The sequence below is a fragment of the Pseudomonas sp. B14(2022) genome (assembly GCF_012030485.1).
GTDB lineage: Bacteria > Pseudomonadota > Gammaproteobacteria > Pseudomonadales > Pseudomonadaceae > Aquipseudomonas.
The window spans coordinates 68,406-85,753 of the sequence record NZ_JAAUVM010000020.1 but is presented as its reverse complement, the minus strand read 5'-3'; the positions used below and the strand labels follow the sequence as shown (position 1 = coordinate 85,753).

Here is a 17,348-nt window from a genome sequence, read left to right as displayed (position 1 = left end):
TTGCCCCATGCTATGGAAAAAAGGCCGACGCAGCGACAACGTGGTGGATGCCCGCGATGACAGTGGCGGCGGCGGTGGCGGGATGCGTTTTGGTGGCGGCAAGGGCCTGAGCCTGACCGCAATTGTGCTGATCGTCGGCATCGGCTGGCTGACCGGCCAGGACCCGTTGCAGATCCTCGGCCAGTTGACCGGCCAGATGGAGCAGGCGCCCTCGGTGAGCACGCAGTCGCGCCAGGCGCCGCCGGCCAACGATGAGCAAGCCGACTTCGTACGGGCGGTGCTGGGCGATACCGAAGACACCTGGGGCCAGGTGTTCCAGGAAAACGGCCTGGCCTACAAGAACCCCAAACTGATTCTGTTCCGTGGCCGGGTCAATTCCGCCTGTGGTGGCGCCACCTCCGCCAGCGGCCCGTTCTATTGCCCGGCGGATCAGCAGGTTTATCTGGACCTGGATTTCTTCCGGGAAATGTCGCAACGCTTCCAGGCGGCTGGCGATTTCGCCCAGGCCTACGTGATCGCCCACGAAGTCGGGCACCACGTCCAAACATTGCTGGGCATTTCGTCGAAGATCCAGGCCGCACGCCAGCAAGGCCGGCAGATGCAAGGCGACGGTGGCCTGCTGGTGCGCCAGGAGCTGCAAGCCGACTGCTTCGCCGGTGTGTGGGCCAACCGTGCGCAAAAGCGCCTGAACTGGCTGGAGCCTGGCGATATTGAAGAAGCGCTGAATGCGGCCAACGCCATCGGCGATGACCGCTTGCAGCAACAGGGCCAGGGGCGCGTGGTGCCGGACTCGTTTACCCACGGCACCTCGGCACAGCGGGTGCGCTGGTTCAAGACCGGCTTCGCCCAGGGCCAGATCACTCAATGCGACACGTTCGCTGCCAAGAGCCTATAAATGAATCAACGATTGGGACTGCTGTTGGGCCTGTTGCTCATCTCATCATCCGCCTGGGCCGCCGAGCATGGCGTCAAGGTGGTCAGTCCCGATCGTTTTCACCTCGACGCTGGTGACCTCAGCCTCGGCGTGAGCCAGGACTGGCGCCAGCCACTGCCCAACGTCACCCGCGCCTTGATCATCGTGCACGGGCGCCTGCGTAATGCGCAGACCTATCTGAAAAGCGGAATCGATGCCGCCGAACACGCCGGGGTTGCCGCCACCACCCTGGTGATCGCGCCGCAGTTTCTGAACGGGTCCGACATGCAGCGCAACCATCTGGACAGCCAAGTGCTGCGCTGGAAGGGCAATGACTGGATGGCCGGCGAAACCTCGACCGGCCCGGGCCAGATCAGCTCTTTCGGCGCCCTCGACCAGCTCATCAAGCACCTGGGCAACCGCACGCTGTTCCCGGAGCTCAAGGAAATCGTGGTCGCCGGTCACTCCGGCGGTGGCCAGGTGGTGCAGCGCTTCGCCCTCACCGGCCACGCCCACCCTACCCTGCAAACCGAGGGCATCCGCCTGCGTTATGTGGTGGCCAACCCCTCGTCCTATGCCTACTTCAGCCCACAGCGGCCGGTAAGGTTCGAGACCGCCAGCTGCCCAGGCTTCAACGACTGGAAGTACGGCATGCAGCACCTACCGGCCTACGCCAAGGGCCAAAACGCCGAGCAGCTGGAGCAAGCCTACGTATCACGCCCCATCACTTACCTGCTGGGCCAGCAGGACACCGACCCGAACCACCCGGCACTGGATAAAAGCTGCGAAGCCGAGACCCAGGGCGCGTATCGGCTGATTCGCGGGCACAACTACTTTGACTACCTCAAGCAGCGCCATCCGCAGTTGAGCCAGACGCTGGTGGAAGTGCCGGGGGTGGGGCATGACGGGGATGGGATGTTTACTTCGCCCGAAGGGCAGAAGGTACTGTTCACTCAGTAATACCTGAAGAAACAGTCTCAACATGTGGGAGGGGGCAAGCTTCCTCCCACATTTGATCTCTATTGCTTGGGTTAGATCATCCGGCGCAATGCAGCACAATCTGCAGCATGCCAATCCGCCAGCTCCGGCCACGGGTTCTCCGGCAAATTGACCAACACCGTCCTGGTCCCCGCCGCCCGGCCGCAGTCCAGGTCAAAACGGTAATCGCCGACCATCACCATCTCGCTCGGCGATACATCCCACGCCGCCGCCAATTTCAACAACCCACCCGGATCGGGCTTAGGCGGCGCATCGTCGCGACCCAGCACATCGTCCACGGCAAAGCAGTCCGCCAGGCCGATCGCCTCCAGGGTGATATGCGCCAACTCCCGCGCGTTGCGGGTCAGGATACCCAGGCGATAACCCCGCCCGGCCAGCTCGCGCACCAGCTCCACCGCACCGTCCGCCGCGACCGAACCCAGCGCCAGCTCGCGCTCATGTTCGAGCAGCCAGGCGTGCTTGGCCGCTGCGAGGTCCGCCGGCAAGGCGGCGAGGTGGGTCAGGATGTCGTCCTCGGGGGGAATGTCCAGGGCCACGCGAATCGCCGCAAAGTCATGCACCGCTACCGTCAGGGTGCCGTCCATGTCGAACACCCAGTGCCTGACGTCCGTCAGGCTCATGCCCAATCCTTGCGATGGCGGATCAAGCCTTCCTGGGTCACCGACGCCACCAGTTGCCCGGCGCGGTTGTACACACTACCGCGGGAGAACCCACGGGAATTGCCAGCCCATGGGCTGTCCATGGCATACAGCAACCAGTCATCGGCACGCAGGTCGGCGTGGAACCACAGCGCGTGGTCGAGGCTGGCGACCTGCATGTCTTTCTGCCACACGGTCTTGCCGTGGGGCAGCAACGAGGTGGTCAGCAGGCCGAAGTCGGAGGCGTAGGCCAGCAGGTATTTGTGCAGTGCCGGCGTATCCGCCAGGGCACCATCGGCCCGAAACCACACGTATTTGACCGGGTCGGACGGCTGCGGGTTGAACGGATCTTTTTCGGTGACCGGGCGCACTTCGATCGGCTTGGGGCACAGCAGCTTGTCGCGCATATGCTCGGGGATCAGGTGCGCGCGCTGTTGGGTCAGTTCCAGCTCCGACGGCAGGTTTTCCGGGCCGACCACCACAGGCATGGTGGTCTGGTGCTCGAAGCCGGCCTCGTCGTACTGGAACGAAGCGCTGCAGGTGAAGATCGGGTGGCCCTTCTGGATCGCCGTCACGCGGCGCGTGCTGAAACTGCCGCCATCGCGTACGCGGTCGACCGAATACACCACCGGCAACTTCGCATCGCCGGGGCGCAGGAAATAACCGTGCAAGGAATGCACGTGCCGCGCTTCTTCGACGGTCTGGCTCGCGGCCGACAGCGACTGGCCGAGCACCTGGCCACCGAACAGTTGGCGAAAACCCAGGTCCTGGCTGCGGCCGCGAAAGAGGTTTTCCTCGATCGCCTCCAGGGTCAGCAAGTCCACCAGATCTTCCAATACTTGGCTCATAGAGCAACTCCTACAACAATCGATAGGGCATTCCGGGCTGCTTATCCGTGCAGCGTGTCCAACCATTGGGCGCGGGTGATGCGGTACAAAACGTGGGGGCGCAGCGGGTCATCGGCTGCGACCTTGGGGTGTTCAAAATCTGCCTGGGGATCGTAATGCATACCGATGGCCTGCATGACTTTTTGTGATGGCAGATTGGCTTGAGTGGTGAAGGCGACGATTTCGTCCAACTGCAAACGGTCAAAACCACAGCGCAGCGCAGTCCAGGCCGCCTCACTGGCATAACCCAGGCCCCAATGCTCACGGGCCAGGCGCCAGCCGATTTCCACCGCCGGGGTAAAGCCCGCTTCGAAGCTGACGTTCTGCAACCCGGTCAGGCCGATAAACTCACCGGTGTCCTTGCGTTGCAAGGCCCACAGGCCAAAACCGTATTCGGCGAAGTGGCCGCGAATCCGGCCGATCAAGGCAGCACTTTCCAGGTGGCTCAATTTGGCCGGGAAATAGCGCATCACCTGCGAATCGGCGCACATGCGCGCAAATTCCGTCAGGTCGGCATCGCGCCACTGGCGCATAACCAGGCGCGCGCTTTCCAATTGCAATATCGCCTCCATGGGTCCCCTCCCCTTGCCATGTGCGTGAGTGTACAGCGCTGTTAAGATCCTTCGCAGATCCCCGTCAGAAAATCCCATGCCTTTGCCATTGATCTACCACGATGACTACAGCCCCGAGTTCCCGGCAGACCACCGGTTCCCCATGGACAAGTTCCGCCTGCTGCGTGACCACCTGGTAGCCAGCGGCCTGACCGAAGACAGCCAATTGCTGCGCCCGCCGTTGTGCCCGCCGGAGATTCTGGCCCTCGCCCATGAACCTGGGTATATCGAACGCTACATGAGCGGCGAGTTGTCCCGCGAAGACCAACGGCGCCTTGGCCTGCCCTGGAGCGAAGCCCTGGCCCGGCGTACCGTGCGTGCGGTCGGTGGCTCGATCCTGGCGGCGGAGCAAGCCCTGGAACACGGCCTGGCCTGCCACCTCGCGGGCGGCACCCACCACGCCCACTACGACTACCCAGCGGGCTTTTGCATCTTCAATGACCTGGCAGTGATCAGCCGTTACCTGCTGGATAGCGGCCGGGTCAACCGCGTGCTGATCTTCGACTGCGACGTGCACCAGGGCGATGGCACCGCGCGCATCCTCCACGACACGCCGGATGCAATCACCGTGTCCCTGCACTGCGAAAAGAACTTCCCCGCCCGCAAGGCCCAGAGCGATTGGGACATCCCGCTGCCCATGGGCATGGGCGATGCCGAGTACCTCCAGGTGGTGGACGATGCCCTCAACTACCTGCTGCCGCTCTACCAGCCGGACCTGGTGCTGTACGACGCCGGCGTCGATGTACACAAGGATGACGCCCTCGGTTACCTCAAGCTGACAGACGCAGGCGTAGCCGCTCGCGATGAAAGCGTGATGCGCCATTGCCTGGGCCGCGACATTCCGGTGATGGGCGTGATTGGCGGCGGCTACAGCAAGGATCGCCCCGCCCTGGCACGCCGCCACGGCATCCTGCACCACAGCGCCCAGCGGGTGTGGACGTCATCAGGTTGTCATTGAAAGGTGGGCGTTACCCACAATGCCTGTGGAACGGCCTGTGGATAACTTGAGCGTAAGCGTCTGAGAGCCTGTATCCGTAAAGCCTGTAGGAAGCTGTACGTTTTTTGATCAGGCAGCGCCGCGCTCCTCGGGTAGAATGCTCGGCTTATTTTCCGCGATCGTAGCCCTGCCCATGCCCGACATTTCCTCACGACACGTCACCATCATCGGCGGCGGCCCAGCCGGGCTGATGGCCGCCGAAGTCTTGAGCCTGGCCGGGGTGCAGGTTGACTTGTACGACGGCATGCCGTCGGTGGGGCGCAAATTCCTGCTGGCTGGCGTGGGCGGCATGAACATCACCCACTCCGAAGCGTACCCGGCGTTCCTGTCGCGCTACGCCGAGCGCGCACCGAACATCGCACCGTTGCTGCGGGGGTTTGGTGCCGAGGCGTTGTGCGAGTGGATTCATGGCCTGGGTATCCAGACCTTTATCGGCACCTCCGGCCGCGTGTTTCCTACGGATATGAAAGCCGCCCCGCTGCTGCGCGCCTGGCTCAAGCGCCTGCGCGATCAGGGTGTGGTTATCCACACCCGACACCGTTGGTTGGGGTGGAGCGCCAACGGTGATCTACTTATCCACAGCCCTGAAGGCGAGAAAACCGTCCGTAGCGATGCGCTCCTCCTGGCCCTCGGCGGTGGCAGTTGGTCGCGGCTGGGCTCCGACGGTGCCTGGCTCAAGCTGCTGGAGGATAAAGGCGTGCCTTACGTTGCATTGCAACCCAGCAACTGCGGCTTCGAGGTGTCGGCCTGGAGCGAATTGATGGTCAGCAAATTCGCCGGCGCGCCGCTGAAAAACGTCGCCATCGGCCTGGGGTATGACAAGCCGCGACTCGGCGAATGCGTGATCACCGCCACCGGTATCGAGGGCAGTTTGATCTACGCGCTGTCGGCGCCGATTCGTGAGGCCATCAATCGCGACGGTTCGGCCACGGTGCATATCGACTTGCTGCCCAGCAAACCGTTGGACAAGGTTCAGGCGGCGCTGGCCAAGCCGCGTGGCTCACGCTCGATGAGCAAGCATTTGCACAGTCAATTGGGCCTCGATGGGGTCAAGGCGGCGCTGTTGCGCGAGTTGGCGCCCGCCGAACACTTCAACAATCCGGCGAAATTGGCAGTGGATATCAAGGCGCTTCCGTTGACGTTGGTGAAGACACGTCCGATGGATGAAGCCATCAGCACCGCAGGCGGCGTGCCGTTTGAAGCGTTGGATGAGCGCCTGATGCTCAAGCAATTGCCTGGGGTGTTTTGTGCGGGGGAGATGCTGGACTGGGAAGCGCCGACCGGCGGGTATTTGCTGACGGGGTGTTTTGCCAGTGGCAGAGCGGCTGGGCGGGGGATGTTGGAGTGGCTCAACCGCTGAGATCTGCGGTGAATTCAAAGCCGCCATCGGGGGCAAGTCGAATCGTCGCACCGCCCCTCCCACATTTTTGATCTGTGAATACATTCAAACTGTGGGAGGGGCGGTGCGACGATTCGACTTGCCCCCGATGAGGCCCTTAGCAGCACCTCAAAACTTACTTCTTCTTACGCGGCCCAGTATTAAAAACAGGCACCTTACGCACCGGCTTGATCGAAGGCTCCGACGGCGCCACGTCACCACTGTCCACCCACTTGCCGAGGTTGCGCTTCCCACCGCCGCCACCTGACGCCTTAGGCTTCTTCGGTTTTTTCGGCTTCTTCACCACCTGACCGCTGGCATCGGTATCCGGCACGCGGTGCTCCGGCTCGAAGTCCTGTTCCATCTTGCGGGTCAAGGTCTGGCGGGTCAGCATCTCGATGGCCGAGAGCATGTTGACTTCATCGGCGCACACCAGGGAAATCGCCTCACCGGTGTTGCCCGCGCGACCGGTCCGGCCGATGCGGTGGATGTAGTCCTCGGCCACGATCGGCAGGTCGAAGTTGACCACCAGCGGCAGGTCTTCAATGTCCAGGCCGCGGGCAGCGACGTCGGTGGCGACCAGGATCTGCACTTCGCTCGATTTGAAACGGTCCAGCGCACGTTGGCGCGTGGCTTGCGGTTTGTCGCCATGAATGCCATCGGCATTGATGCCCAGGCCCTGCAACTTATCCACCAGCGCATCCACGCCGTTACGGGTCTTGGCGAACACCAGCACCTGCTTCCAGCGGCCTTTGCGCATCAGGTGCACAAACAGCTCCGCCTTGCGCTTCTTGTCCACCGGCACCACCCATTGCTTGACGGTGTTGGCGGCGACGTTGCGCGGGCTGACTTCGATGGTCAGCGGGTCGTTGAGCATCTGCCCGGCCAGCTGGCGGATGTCATCGGAGAAGGTCGCGGAGAACAGCAGGGTCTGGCGCTTTTTCGGCAGCATGCGGTAGATGTTCGCCAGTTCTTCGGAGAAGCCCAGGTCGAGCATGCGGTCGGCTTCATCCAGCACCAGGGTTTGCAGCTGGTTGAGTTTCAGCGCGTTCTGGCGGAACAGGTCAATCAGGCGGCCCGGCGTAGCGACCAGTATGTCGACACCCTTGCGCAGCTTCATCATCTGCGGGTTGATGCTCACGCCGCCGTACACCGCGTAGGTGGTGAGCGGCAGGTTTTGGGCGTATTCGGCAACGCTGGCGTGAACCTGCTCGGCCAGCTCGCGGGTCGGGCACAAGATCAGCGCGCGCGCCGAGTTGGCGGCGACTTTCGGCCCTTCCATGGTCAGCAGTTGCAACAATGGCACGGCAAAACCGGCGGTTTTACCGGTACCGGTCTGAGCCGCGGCCATCAGGTCGCGACCGGCCAGCACCGCCGGAATGGCTTGCGCCTGCACCGGCGTCGGGGTCTGGTAGCCAAGCGTCTCAAGGGCGCGCAGCAAGGGTTCGATCAGGCCAAGTGTGGCGAAAGTCATGTGTTTACCGTAGGAAAAATTCAGCGCAAGTCGCAATTGCGCCGCAGTTTACCTTATTTCCGGCTTGGGCTTTCGCCACTGGGGCAGGCTGATCAACAGCACGGCGCTGATAATCACCAGCATGGCCAAACCCTCTTCCAGGCCGATGGATTCACCCACGAACACAATCCCCAGTAACACCGCCACCGCCGGGTTCACATAGGCATAGCTGGTCGCGGCCGCCGGGCGAACATGCTTGAGCAGGTACATATAGGCGTTGAAGGCGATGATCGAGCCGAACACCGTCAGGTAGGCCAACGCCAGCCAACCCTCCAGCGGCGGCATGGCCTGCAGGTGCTCACCGGACAGCGCGCTGCCGATCAGCAATGTCACGCCCGCCACCAGCATTTCCGCAGCGCTGGCCATCGCGCCCTGGGGCAGCGACAACTGCCGACTCCACACGGACCCGAATGCCCACGATGCCGCCGCGAACAACAACAAGGCGGCGCCCACCGGGCTCGATTGCAGGGTGCTGCCCATGTTGAGCATGGCGATGCCGACAATCCCCAGGATCACCCCGGCCCATTCCAGCCGGGTATTGCGCGCGCCCCAGAAATAACCACACAGCAAGGTGAACAACGGCACGGTCGCCACCGCCAGCGCCGCCACGCCGGACGACACCCCGGTGTGCTCGGCCACACTCACTGCGCCATTACCGAAGGTCAGCAGCAAAATGCCGATCTTGGCAGCGGCCTTCCACTGCTCCCAGGTCGGCGCCGGCGCCCCGCGCCAACGCAAAAAGCCATACATCGCCGCACCGGCCAGCAAAAAACGAATCCCGCCCAGCATCAGCGGCGGCCAGTATTCAACGCCGATGCGAATCACCAGGTAGGTAGACCCCCAGATGACATACAGCGCAAAAAAGGCGGCGATCAACGGTAAAGGAAAGCGACGTGGGCCAGGCATTGGGCAGCTCTAAGGCAGATATAAGAGAGGCTTATTCTAAAAAGGCAGGTTGTTAAACATAAGTTACAAAACCTGTTTAAACCGCCCATACACTTTTCAAAGCATGGTTATCAGGGCTATAACCCGTGCTTTCGAAAGCCACGCGCAACTGGAGCCTTATATGGACAAATACGACCGCATGCTCCTCAGCGCCCTGCTCGAAGACGGCCGCGCCTCCTACGCGCAACTGGCCCGCACGGTAAACCTCTCCGCCCCCGCCGTGGCCGAACGCGTGGCCAAGCTGGAAGCCAGTGGAGTGATCACCGGGTACCAGGCCAAGGTGGATTTTTCGAAGGTGGGCTTGCCGATTCAGTGCGTGATTGAACTGCGGCTGACCAACCACGGCAGCCAGAAGGTGTATGACGCACTGGCCGAGATCCCGGAACTGACCGAATGCCACCGGGTGACGGGCGATCCGTGCGTGATCATGCAAGCGGCGGTGGGCTCGATGCCGGAGTTGGAGAGTTTGATCAATCGGCTGGCGAAGTTCGGGTTCAGCAAGACCTCGATTATTTTGTCGAGCGCGATAGAGCGGCGGGTACCGTTGGGGCAGTTGGAAACCAATGGCAAAAATGGTGGCTGATCTACCGCCATCGGGAGCAAGCCCCCTCCCACAGTTTGATGTGTGAATACATTCAAAATGTGGGAGGTGGCTTGCTCCCGATGGCGTCAGTGGCCGCACTGCAAATTCGAGCGTTCAACGATCAAGTCAACTATCTGCTGGATGGTAGTGATGTGATCCCAATCTTCCTGGGTCGCTTGCACGTTGAATTGCCACTTGATCTGCATGACAAAGCAGGTCAAATCATCATCAATAATCTTGAAGTCATGGATGAAGTCCGTTTGCTCCGTGACCTGGCTTCGGTCGATGAAACCGATGATATCGACGAATAGCTGAATCACCTTTTCGCTGATCTCGGCTCTAGTCGGGCTACCTTCCATTTCTTGCCTCATAGGCGCACTTACCAATACTGATTAGATCAAAGACAGCCAACCCCGCAGCAACGAAAGGAATGCCCCGTCCAATAATGCCAAATACCCGGACGGTGCCAAACGTTGCTTTCGCCATTCTGGCCACCGTGGGTTGCCTGATCAATGTACGAGGGAAAAAGCGCATTCCAATGAGACTCGCCAAGTTCGTCGTTTTGCTGGAGCCAACATGAACCCAAGTGCCCACGGCAATTTTGTTTATAGGTATGCCCGCGGCGCCAGTGAGAACCGTTGCGGCCGTCAAGCCATAGTGTTGCTGTGTACATTTCCAGAGTTCGTCAAACGTGGTGCTCGGCACCGAGGAGTCAGCATGAACGGGCTTGAGTAACTGGTAACTGGCGCCGTGGGTCCAGCCTGGCGAATTAGGTAAAACCATGACTGCTGGGCAACTTGTCATCGTGTTTCCCAAATGAAACGCCATGCTTGAAGTTGAGCCGAAATCGATGCCGTTGCCTTGGAGCTCAAACTGGCTTCGCCTGATTGCTGTGTGAAGATCGCTTTCCTGCATGACGTAGTCCCTGTACGTAAATGACAGCCGGGATCTTAGGTCGCAGCGAAGGGCTATAGACGGGAGAAGGGAAAATCCAGAAAGGTCCGACAGGACAGCAAGGCTAAGCCTACTGACTATTCAGAAAGCAGATAAACGCCCTCAAGATGCCCAGCGAGATGGCGAAGAGGGTGATGGATCGGGCGTTGGAGTGTGTGCAGCCTCGATGAACGACAGATAACCAATGTGGGAGGGGCGGTGCGACGATTCGACTTGCTCCCGATAGCTGAGTGTCAGTCACCAGATGTACTGGCTGACACACTGCAATCGGGAGCAAGCCCCCTCCCACATTTTTCTGAACGGCGTTGTTCTATCAGAACCCGCGATGTTTCTTCAGATGCTCATTGATCTTCGCCGCCGGCACCTTCTGCAGGGTGCACAGCAGGTCGTGGGACAGTTCGCGCAAGCCATGGGTACGCCGCAGTTCCTGGGCCAGGTGCGCCGTGAGGTTGGCGGCCATTTCCGCATCCGCCAGCGCTCGGTGAGCCTGGCCGGTGTGGGGCAGTTGGGCGTAGGTGTTGAGGGTGCCGAGCTTGTGGTTGGGCGCAGCCGGCATCAGGCGGCGGGCCAGCAGCAGGGAGCAGGCGAATTTTTGCAGGCGGGTGCGGCGGATCAGGCCGAGTTCGAAATCCCAGAACTTCTGGTCGAACGCGGCGTTATGCGCCATCAGCGGCGTGGTGCCGACGAATTCGTTGACTTCGTTCATCACCCGCTCGGCCGGCGGGGCGCTGCGCAGCATGGCGTTGCTGATGCCGGTGAGTTGCTCGATAAAGCCCGGCACGCGCACGCCTGCGTTCATCAGGCTCTGGTAGCGGTCCACGATCTGGCCGCGTTCGAGGATAACCACCGCGATTTCCGTGGCCCGGCAATGGCTGCTCGGGGTGATGCCGGTGGTTTCAAAGTCGATGACCGCTATACGTTCCAAACCTGTTCCAACTCCGTCTAACCCTTTATTTATTAAGCCGCCGTGCTTATTTGAGCAGCAACGCGCCTTCGATCGGCACGTAGCGGCTGGCGGCACGTATCAGTGAGTTGGCCGTCAGCCCCGGTACGCCGTAGGCCACGGCTTCGACGCCGTGCTTGTGGATGATGCGGTCGAGCAGCATGTCGAAGTCGCCGTCACCCGAGGCCAGCACAATTTCGTCGACGTGGTCGGCGGCGTCCATGATGTCGATGGTGATGCCCACGTCCCAGTCGCCCTTGGCCGAGCCGTCGCTGCGCTGGATATACGGCTTGAGCTTTACCGTGAACCCAAGGTTGCGCAGGATCTGCTGGAACTGCTGCTGCTTGCTGTCACCGCGGTCGATGGCATACGCATAGGCCTCGACGATCTGCCCACGCGAACTGATATCAGCCCACAGGGCGGCATAGTTGAAATGGCAGCCATAGGCCTGGCGGACGGTGTAGTAGAGGTTTTGTACATCGGCGAACACTGCAATTTTCTTCACCGCACTTCCTCATGACAGCCAGGCGCCAGGGCCCGGAAAGGGTGCCAGTATGCCAGCCGCGAGAACGTTTCCGGGAAAAATCAGACCGGGGCGGCTCAGCGCCCCGGACCGGGAGTGTCAGACGAAGGAATCGTCGTCGCCGAAGGAGGAAGAATCGTCGGAATAGTCGCTATCGGCAAAGCTGTCCGAGGCGTTGTCGCTGCCCCAGCTGTCATTGCCGGCGAACTTCTGGTCATCGTTGCCCCAGTTGCCGTTGTCACTGGCGGGCGCCGGCTCTTCACGGATGATTTCTTCCACGACCTGCGGCTGTTGCGAGTTGTGGCTGAACAGGCTGCTGATGCCTTCGGCCAGCAACACACCACCGGCCACGCCCGCGGCGGTTTTCATCGCGCCACCGAGGAACCCGCTGCCAATGGGGGCGGCGGCAGGTTGTTGTGGCTGTTGATAGTTCTGTTGCGGCGCTGGCTGACCAAAGGACGGCCGCGCCGGTTCACGCCAGCCACCGCCCGACGAGGCCGGAGCGCTCTGGGCCGGTTGCGGGTCACGGGAACCGCCGCCAAAGATGCTCGACAGGAAACCACCGCTGCTCGCCGGGGCCGCTTGTGCGGACTTGGCCCGCTGCAACTCATCCTGCAATTGCTGGATCTGCTGCGCCTGTTGCTTGTTCTGCGCGTCGAGACTCTTGAGCGCGTGTTCCTGCACCAGGATCGACTGGGTCATGTAGTACCCGGCGGCCGGTTGGCGAGTCATGTGCTCCTTGATCCGCGCTTCTGCCTGGGCGTCGCGGGGGGCTGAGTCCGTTTCGGCTTGTTGCAACCGTGAAAACAGTCCATCGATCAGGGTTTGCTCTTCGCTGTTCATGGCGACCTCGTTAGATTGCCGGTAAAAATCGTGGTCCTGCCTGTGATCAGGCCAGGTGCGTTCTAGTTATGGGGGTGTTACGAGTTGTTTCAATGGTCTTTACTCAAGGTTTACGTTTGCTTACCGCTGGCCATGATCGGTTAAAGTGTTGCCCTTGCTTTCAGGCCTGCGATGACCCCGATGAATCCGTTAGACGTATTGCGCGACTCCTTCCGTTTTACCCGAGGCAACCTGGGCGCAATCGTCCAGCTGTGCCTGCCATTGGTGATCCTCGAGGCCCTGCTGCAACAGCTGCTCGACCACACGCTCGGCGCGGATGCGTTCCCCGGCTACAGCGTGGTGGTGGGCTTGCTGGTGTACCCGCTGTACACCGGTGCCTTGATCCTGTTTCTCGACGCCCGCACCCGTGGCGAGTCGCCGCGCACCAAGGATATCTGGGCCATGGCCCTGACCCTGTGGCCGCGCTTCGCCCTGCTGACCGCCATGAGTACCTTGCTGATTTTGCTGGGCCTGTCGCTGTATTTCCTGCCGGGCCTGTGGCTGATGGTGGTGCTGGCGTTCGCCGAGTACCTGTTGGTGCTGCGCGGCATGTCGGCGCTGGAGGCGATGAAGGAAAGTCTGCGCCTGACCCGTGGGCATTTCTGGCGAATCCTGGTGTGCCTGTTGTGTGTGATGACACCGCTGTGGTTGCTCAAAGGCGCCAGCGTCGCGGCCTATCCCAACCCCGCGCCGTTGCTGGGGCTGCTGATGGACAGCGCCCACAGCTTCCTGCAACTGTTTACCAGCGTAGTCCTGTTCCGTTTATTCATGCTGATCGGTGGCGATGCCGACGCGCGGTGATATGCTCCACGCCACTCCTGAAACGCTATAAGCCGAGCCGATGACCCGTTTATTGCGCATCACCCTGCTGGGCCTGCTGATCGTTGCGGGCCTGCTGACGGCCCTGATCTACAGCCTCACCTGGCGCCCCGCCGCCAAGGAAACCCTGCCCGTCAGTTGCGTCGCGCCCCGTGCGCCGACCCTGTTGCCAGGGCAGGCACTCAAGGTCATGACCTGGAACGTGCAATACCTGGCGGGCAAGAACTACGTGTTCTGGTACGACACCGCCGACGGCAGCGGCCCGGACGAACGACCTACCGTCGAAGACATGGCCGTCAGCCTCGACGAAGTGGCGCGGGTGATTCGTGACGAACAGCCCGACATCCTGCTGTTGCAGGAACTCGACGAAAACGCCAAGCCTTCCCACTACCAGGACCAGCTAGCGCTTTTGCAGGAGCGCCTGGTCGACCTCTACCCGTGCAGCGCCCAGGCGTTCGACTGGAAAGCCGACTTCGTACCCGACCGGCATATCTTCGGCAGCGTGGGCCGCAAGCTGGCGACCCTGAGCCGCTATCAGATCGAACACGCCGAGCGCCTGCAATTGCCGGCGCCCGAGGCCAATATCATCAGCCGCCAGTTCCAACCCAAGCCGGCCTTGCTGCTGACCTACCTGCCACTGAGCGATGGCGGCCAACTGGCCGTGCTCAACACCCGCCTGGACGGTGATGCACCTGGGCGCAGTGCGGTGCAGGAGCAGGTGCAAACGACAGTGAAGCTGCTGGATAAATTCGAAGGCCGTGGCACGCCCTGGCTGATCGGCGGTGATTTCAACCTGCTGCCACTGGGGCAATTCCTGCGTTTGGATGCGGGTAAGCGTGGGCAGTATTCGCCGGACAGTGAGCTGCACTTACTGTGGGACAAGTACCCGATGATCCCGAGCAACAGCCAATCCAGCGGGATTGATCGTGAGAAATGGCTGACGCATTTCCCCAACGATCCGAGCATCGATGGCCCGGATCGCACCCTGGATTACCTGTTCTACAGCCCGCGAATCAAGCGGGTGGAGGCCAAGGTTAGGCAGGAGGATACGTTGCGTATTTCCAACCATTTGCCGGTGATTGCACGGTTCCTGCTGCCCGCCGCGCAATAACCCACACAACAAGATTAATGTGGGAGGGGCGGTGCGACGATTCGACTTGCTCCCTCCCACATTTGGATCCTTAGCGTTACGACTTTCGGGGTTTGATCCGCGCGGTCGGCTCGGCTATCAGCGGATCATCCGGCCAGTAATGCTTGGGATACCTGCCCTTCAGATCCTTCTTCACTTCGGCATAGGTACTGCGCCAGAAGTTCGCCAGATCCTGCGTCACCTGCACCGGCCGCCGCGCCGGCGACAATAGGTGCAACTTCACCACCTGGCGCCCGCCGGCAATGCGCGGGGTGTCGGCCAGGCCGAACAGTTCCTGCAAGCGCACCGCCAGGATCGGCGGGTGTTCGCTGTAGTCCAACCGCACCGACGAACCCGACGGCACGTTCACATGCTGCGGCGCCAGCTCGTCCAGACGCTGGGGCAGCGGCCAGGGCAACAGGTTGTGCAGGTAGCTGGAAATATCCAGGTTGGCGAAATGGCTCAGGCGCGAGACTTTGCCCAGGTAGGGCATCAGCCAGTGCTCCAGGCCGGCGAGCAAGGCGCTGTCGCTGACATCGGGCCATTCGCTGCTTTTGCCGGCGTCCAACTGGCGCAGCAGCAGGACGCGGGATTGCCATTGGCGCAGTTCAGGGGTCCAGGGCAGCAGCTCCAGACCTTTGCGCCGCACCAGGTTGACCAGCGCCTGGCTGCGTGCGGATTCGTCGAGACCGGTGAGCGGTTCGCGGCTGAGCACCAGCTCGCCGACTTTGCGCTGGCGTTCGGCGCGCAGCACGCCTTCGCGCTCGTCCCAGTCCAGTTGGTCGACGTTGCGCACTTGCTCGGCGAGGACCGTGTCGAACAGCGTCGGGTCAAAATCTGCCGCGAGGTAGATGCGTTCTTCGCGCTGGCCCTGGCGGCTGCCGAGGTCGGCGATCACCAGCCAAGGTTGTTTCATCAGGCTGTCGGCCTCGGCGAACAGCGCGGCGCGGCCGTTGGCCAAACGGTATTCGGCACCACCGGGGCGGCGTTGCTGGGCGACACGGTCCGGGTAGGCCAGCGCCAGCAACGCACCGAGCCAGCGCGGGTGGTCGGGGTCGGCCACCAGCCGGGTCGCCTGGCCTCTCAAATAGCCACGGTATTGCCGCGCCAGTTGCTTGGCGCGCTGCACGCCACCTTGAGTACCGCGCGCACGCTCTTCGCCGGACATCAGCGCCAGGCGGCTGTGCAGATCCGCGCCGCCACCGCGCAAAATATCGCGCTCGCCCAACAGTGCAGCGACATCACAGGCGGTGGCCGCAAGCCCCAGGTCCTGGCCGCGCAGCAGTAAATGGGCGATGCGTGGATGGGCCGGCAACTCGGCCATCTTCTGGCCATGAGCCGTGAGTCTTTCTTCATTCAAAGCCCCGAGGCGCACCAGCAAGTCCTGGGCCTGGGCATACGCAGCGGTCGGTGGTACGTCGAGCCACACGAGCTGCGTGGGCGTGACGCCCCAGCGCGCCAGCTGCAAGGCCAACCCTGCCAGGTCGGCCGCAAGGATTTCCGCACTGCCATACGCGGCCAGCCCTTCATGCTGGTCTTCGGACCACAACCGGTAACACACCCCCGGCTCCAATCGCCCGGCCCGACCCGCGCGCTGGGTGGCGCTGGCGCGGGAGATGCGCTGGGTGTCGAGGCGGGTCATGCCGCTGCCGGGGTCGAAACGCGGCACCCGCGCCAACCCGGCATCGATCACCACGCGCACGCCGTTGATGGTCAGGCTGGTCTCGGCAATGTTGGTGGCGAGCACCACTTTGCGTTTACCGGCAGGGGCAGGATCGATGGCTGCGCGCTGGGCGTTGAGGTCCAGTTCGCCATGCAGCGGGCAGAGCAACACGTCAGGGCTATTCCCCAGGGCGTCGGCCAGTTGCTGGTTGACCCGGCGAATTTCCGCCTGGCCCGGCAGGAACACCAGCACGCTGCCGGTTTCATCGTGCAGGGCTTCCAGAATGGTTTGCACCACGCGCGGCTCGATGAATTCACCCGGCTGGTACGGCCGCCCCCAGCGCATCTGCACCGGGAACATGCGCCCCTCGCTGCGCAGGATCGGCGCGTCGTCCAATAGGCTGGCCAGGCGCTCGCCTTCGAGGGTGGCGGACATCAGCAGGATTTTCAGCGGTTGCTCGTCGCGAAACACATCGCGGCCGTTCAGGCTCAGGGCCAGGGCCAGGTCGGCGTCGAGGCTGCGCTCGTGGAATTCGTCGAAGATCAGCAGGCCCACACCGTCCAGTGCCGGGTCGTCCTGCAGGCGGCGGGTGAGGATGCCTTCGGTGACCACTTCGATACGCGTAGTGGGCCCGACTTTGCTGTCGAGGCGGATGCGATAGCCGACGGTCTCACCGACTTTCTCCCCCAGTTCGCTGGCCAAGCGTTCCGCGGCGGCGCGAGCGGCCAAACGCCGGGGTTCGAGCATCAGGATGGTCTGCCCGGCCAGCCAAGGCTCATTCAACAAGGCCAAGGGTACGCGGGTGGTTTTACCGGCGCCGGGCGGCGCTTCCAGCACGGCTTCATGGCGATTCGCCAAGGCGTCACGCAGGGCGGGTAAAACATCATCGATCGGCAACGAATTCATACTGGCTCCAAAGCAGAGCGGCGAGTATAACGGCGAACTGCCGGATGCCGACGCTGGTCTCAATG

At 62.1% G+C, this 17,348-nt stretch carries 18 protein-coding genes; 7 read left to right on the top strand and 11 right to left on the bottom strand.

Annotated elements, in window-relative coordinates; all coding sequences use genetic code 11:
• The first annotated feature begins 7 nt into the window (after window positions 1–7).
• Both ypfJ and HCF10_RS24145 read left to right on the top strand, forming a co-directional pair.
• On the top strand, window positions 8–895 hold the full coding sequence (ypfJ, locus tag HCF10_RS24150) for a KPN_02809 family neutral zinc metallopeptidase (RefSeq protein WP_131700133.1): 888 nt from the start codon (window positions 8–10) through the stop codon (window positions 893–895).
• Window positions 896–1,873, top strand: a complete 978-nt coding sequence (locus HCF10_RS24145; protein WP_131700132.1) for an alpha/beta fold hydrolase — start codon at window positions 896–898, stop codon at window positions 1,871–1,873.
• Window positions 1,874–1,944: 71 nt separating this feature from the next.
• Here the strand turns inward: HCF10_RS24145 and HCF10_RS24140 are convergent, their stop codons facing one another.
• The 3 genes from HCF10_RS24140 to HCF10_RS24130 are packed head-to-tail and all read right to left on the bottom strand — an operon-like array spanning window position 1,945 to window position 4,009.
• A complete protein-coding gene (locus tag HCF10_RS24140) occupies window positions 1,945–2,532 on the bottom strand; it encodes an HAD family hydrolase (RefSeq protein WP_131700131.1) in 588 nt (195 codons plus the stop codon).
• Entirely contained in the window at window positions 2,529–3,398 is an 870-nt protein-coding gene (gene tesB, locus HCF10_RS24135; RefSeq protein WP_167656563.1) for an acyl-CoA thioesterase II, read from the bottom strand. Before tesB ends, HCF10_RS24140 begins: the two co-directional genes overlap by 4 nt.
• A 41-nt stretch (window positions 3,399–3,439) precedes the next feature.
• Window positions 3,440–4,009: a GNAT family N-acetyltransferase gene (locus HCF10_RS24130; RefSeq protein WP_131700130.1), complete on the bottom strand. Its 570-nt coding sequence runs from the start codon at window positions 4,007–4,009 to the stop codon at window positions 3,440–3,442.
• A gap of 76 nt (window positions 4,010–4,085) precedes the next feature.
• On the opposite strand from HCF10_RS24130, the gene HCF10_RS24125 reads away from it, so the two are divergent.
• Together HCF10_RS24125 and HCF10_RS24120 are read left to right on the top strand one after the other, a co-directional pair.
• The gene (locus tag HCF10_RS24125) at window positions 4,086–5,006 is read left to right on the top strand and encodes a histone deacetylase family protein (protein WP_131700129.1); all 921 of its coding nucleotides are present in this window, start codon (window positions 4,086–4,088) and stop codon (window positions 5,004–5,006) included.
• 172 nt (window positions 5,007–5,178) lie between these two features.
• Window positions 5,179–6,405 (top strand): TIGR03862 family flavoprotein, encoded by a 1,227-nt coding sequence (locus HCF10_RS24120; protein WP_167656562.1) that lies wholly within the window; start codon window positions 5,179–5,181, stop codon window positions 6,403–6,405.
• Between the two features lie 154 nt (window positions 6,406–6,559).
• Here the strand turns inward: HCF10_RS24120 and HCF10_RS24115 are convergent, their stop codons facing one another.
• Together HCF10_RS24115 and yedA are read right to left on the bottom strand one after the other, a co-directional pair.
• A complete protein-coding gene (locus tag HCF10_RS24115; protein ID WP_131700127.1) occupies window positions 6,560–7,897 on the bottom strand; it encodes a DEAD/DEAH box helicase in 1,338 nt (445 codons plus the stop codon).
• Between the two features lie 48 nt (window positions 7,898–7,945).
• Window positions 7,946–8,842: a drug/metabolite exporter YedA gene (gene yedA / locus HCF10_RS24110; RefSeq protein ID WP_167656561.1), complete on the bottom strand. Its 897-nt coding sequence runs from the start codon at window positions 8,840–8,842 to the stop codon at window positions 7,946–7,948.
• A 160-nt stretch (window positions 8,843–9,002) separates the two neighbouring features.
• On the opposite strand from yedA, the gene HCF10_RS24105 reads away from it, so the two are divergent.
• Window positions 9,003–9,464 carry an Lrp/AsnC family transcriptional regulator gene (locus HCF10_RS24105; protein ID WP_131700125.1) on the top strand — a complete coding sequence of 154 codons (462 nt, stop codon included), beginning with the start codon at window positions 9,003–9,005 and terminating at the stop codon, window positions 9,462–9,464.
• Between the two features lie 86 nt (window positions 9,465–9,550).
• Here the strand turns inward: HCF10_RS24105 and HCF10_RS31545 are convergent, their stop codons facing one another.
• The 5 genes from HCF10_RS31545 to HCF10_RS24080 all read right to left on the bottom strand — a co-directional run bounded on the left by HCF10_RS31545 (window position 9,551) and on the right by HCF10_RS24080 (window position 12,727).
• Window positions 9,551–9,823 carry an acyl carrier protein gene (locus tag HCF10_RS31545; protein WP_237683175.1) on the bottom strand — a complete coding sequence of 91 codons (273 nt, stop codon included), beginning with the start codon at window positions 9,821–9,823 and terminating at the stop codon, window positions 9,551–9,553.
• Window positions 9,813–10,379: a hypothetical protein gene (locus HCF10_RS24095; protein WP_145336671.1), complete on the bottom strand. Its 567-nt coding sequence runs from the start codon at window positions 10,377–10,379 to the stop codon at window positions 9,813–9,815. The genes HCF10_RS31545 and HCF10_RS24095 overlap by 11 nt, the downstream gene beginning before the upstream one ends.
• Before the next feature lie 352 nt (window positions 10,380–10,731).
• Window positions 10,732–11,343 (bottom strand): 3'-5' exonuclease, encoded by a 612-nt coding sequence (locus HCF10_RS24090; RefSeq protein ID WP_115487532.1) that lies wholly within the window; start codon window positions 11,341–11,343, stop codon window positions 10,732–10,734.
• A gap of 46 nt (window positions 11,344–11,389) precedes the next feature.
• On the bottom strand, window positions 11,390–11,866 hold the full coding sequence (locus tag HCF10_RS24085) for an NYN domain-containing protein (protein WP_024077544.1): 477 nt from the start codon (window positions 11,864–11,866) through the stop codon (window positions 11,390–11,392).
• Window positions 11,867–11,983: 117 nt separating this feature from the next.
• Complete coding sequence (locus HCF10_RS24080; protein ID WP_131700124.1) at window positions 11,984–12,727, bottom strand: DUF2076 domain-containing protein; 744 nt, start codon at window positions 12,725–12,727, stop codon at window positions 11,984–11,986.
• A gap of 180 nt (window positions 12,728–12,907) precedes the next feature.
• Here HCF10_RS24080 and HCF10_RS24075 point away from each other — a divergent pair, with 180 nt between their 5' ends.
• Both HCF10_RS24075 and HCF10_RS24070 read left to right on the top strand, forming a co-directional pair.
• Entirely contained in the window at window positions 12,908–13,567 is a 660-nt protein-coding gene (locus HCF10_RS24075; protein ID WP_092488567.1) for a YciC family protein, read from the top strand.
• Window positions 13,568–13,607: 40 nt separating this feature from the next.
• A complete protein-coding gene (locus tag HCF10_RS24070; protein WP_131700123.1) occupies window positions 13,608–14,696 on the top strand; it encodes an endonuclease/exonuclease/phosphatase family protein in 1,089 nt (362 codons plus the stop codon).
• A 76-nt stretch (window positions 14,697–14,772) separates the two neighbouring features.
• Here HCF10_RS24070 and hrpB read toward each other — a convergent pair whose 3' ends face one another.
• Complete coding sequence (gene hrpB / locus HCF10_RS24065; RefSeq protein ID WP_167656559.1) at window positions 14,773–17,283, bottom strand: ATP-dependent helicase HrpB; 2,511 nt, start codon at window positions 17,281–17,283, stop codon at window positions 14,773–14,775.
• Between the last annotated feature and the right edge of the window lie 65 nt (window positions 17,284–17,348).